A 1,532-nucleotide genomic window follows, 5' to 3' on the forward strand; every position below is an offset into this window, starting at 1 on the left:
TCGGCTTCCAGTTGGCCAGCCCTCTCGATGCCGACGACGACCCGATCGGCGGCCTGTCGATCGTCGAGCTCAACAGTGAGCTGCGCTGGCGGTTCACCGATACGATCGGCATGGTCGCCTTCCTGGACGCGGGCTCCGCGTTCGCCGACCCGACCCCGCTTTCCGGCGGGGATCTGCGGCTGGGTGCCGGCATCGGTGCCCGCTACTACACGCCGATCGGTCCGGTGCGGCTCGACGTGGCCGTGCCGCTGGATCGCCGCGAGGGTATCGACGATGCCTACCAGATCTATGTGAGCATCGGCCAAGCATTCTGAGTACCGCCGCTTGGCGGGAGCCCGACCGCATCCCATCGTTTACCCACGGCCAAGCCTAAGTCGGGCCGCTGCAGGAGGATCGTCTTCTTGATCTGGCTGGGTCGCCTTTTTGCCTTGGTGGTCGCCCTGCTGGCCGTGCCGCTCGGCCTTGTGGTGTTGCTGCTGGCGGCGATCCAGTTGCCGCCGGTGCAGGACTATCTATCCGACACCGCCCAGCGCCTCACGGCCGGCAGTGATTCCGAGATCCGCATTACCGGGCTGCGCGGCAGCCTCCCGTTCGCCCCGACGATCCAGAGCCTGAGCATCGCCGACGGTGAAGGTGTGTGGCTGGAGGCGGAGGACCTGCACCTGGACCTGGCCTGGACCGAGCTGTTCGGTGGCCGGGTCCATGTCCGTGACCTGAGTGCTGGCCGGATCGCCGTGGCCCGGGCACCGGTCTCGACTGCACCGGAACCGCCGCCCGAACCCTTCTCCCTGCCCGATCCGGCCAGCCTGCCGCGCGTCCTGCCCTCCGTCCGGGTGGACCGGCTGGTCGTCCAACGCATCGAACTGGGCCAGCCCCTGCTGGGCGAACCGATGGTGCTGGCCCTGACCGGCGACACCGCCACGCGCGAGCAGGGTCAGAGGGCCGATGCACGGTTCGCCCTGCAGCGGATCGACCAGGCCACGCTCGGCCTGGACTTGGCGGCTTCGGTCGACCTCGCGGCGCAGCGGCTCGACCTGAACGTCGCCGGTCATGAGACCGGTGGCCTGATCGGCCGGCTGGCCGGCCTGCCGCAGGCCGGCGACCTCAGGCTCGACCTGAACGGCAACGGCCCGCTCGAGGACTGGCGGGGCCGGCTCTTCCTCGACTTGGCACAGGTGGCGGCCATGGATGCCGACCTGCGGCTGGGCCTGACCGACCGGGCGTCGCTCGGCATGGACGCCACCCTGCGCCCGGCGGAAGGAATCCTGCCGGCGGACCTGGCGCCGCTCGTGGGCGAGCAGCCCGAGCTGTCCCTGGCCGCCACGGTCGAGGGCGACGGTTCGATGGCGGTGGAGCGGCTCGACGCGACGCTCGCCGCAGCGACGCTGAACGGCAGCGGCCTGCGCGTGCCGGCGGGCGATGGCGAGCTAGCCGGCACGCTCACCGCCGACCTTCCGGAACTGACCCCGCTGGCGCCGCTCGCCGGCACCGAGCTGGCCGGCTCGGCCCAGGCGGTGCTGCGCCTGGCCGGC

General features: G+C 71.3%; 1 protein-coding gene and 1 pseudogene. Both read left to right on the top strand.

What is annotated here, in order from left to right; all coding sequences use genetic code 11:
• Positions 1 to 314: BamA/TamA family outer membrane protein (locus EQG76_RS05440; RefSeq protein WP_159711310.1), on the top strand; the 314-nt coding region annotated here is incomplete at its 5' end.
• Between the two features lie 87 nt (positions 315 to 401).
• Positions 402 to 1,532 (top strand): annotated as a pseudogene (locus EQG76_RS05445) (hypothetical protein); the annotation flags it as partial.

It is taken from the genome of Geminicoccus flavidas (assembly GCF_009806515.1).
GTDB classification, from domain to species: domain Bacteria; phylum Pseudomonadota; class Alphaproteobacteria; order Geminicoccales; family Geminicoccaceae; genus Geminicoccus; species Geminicoccus flavidus.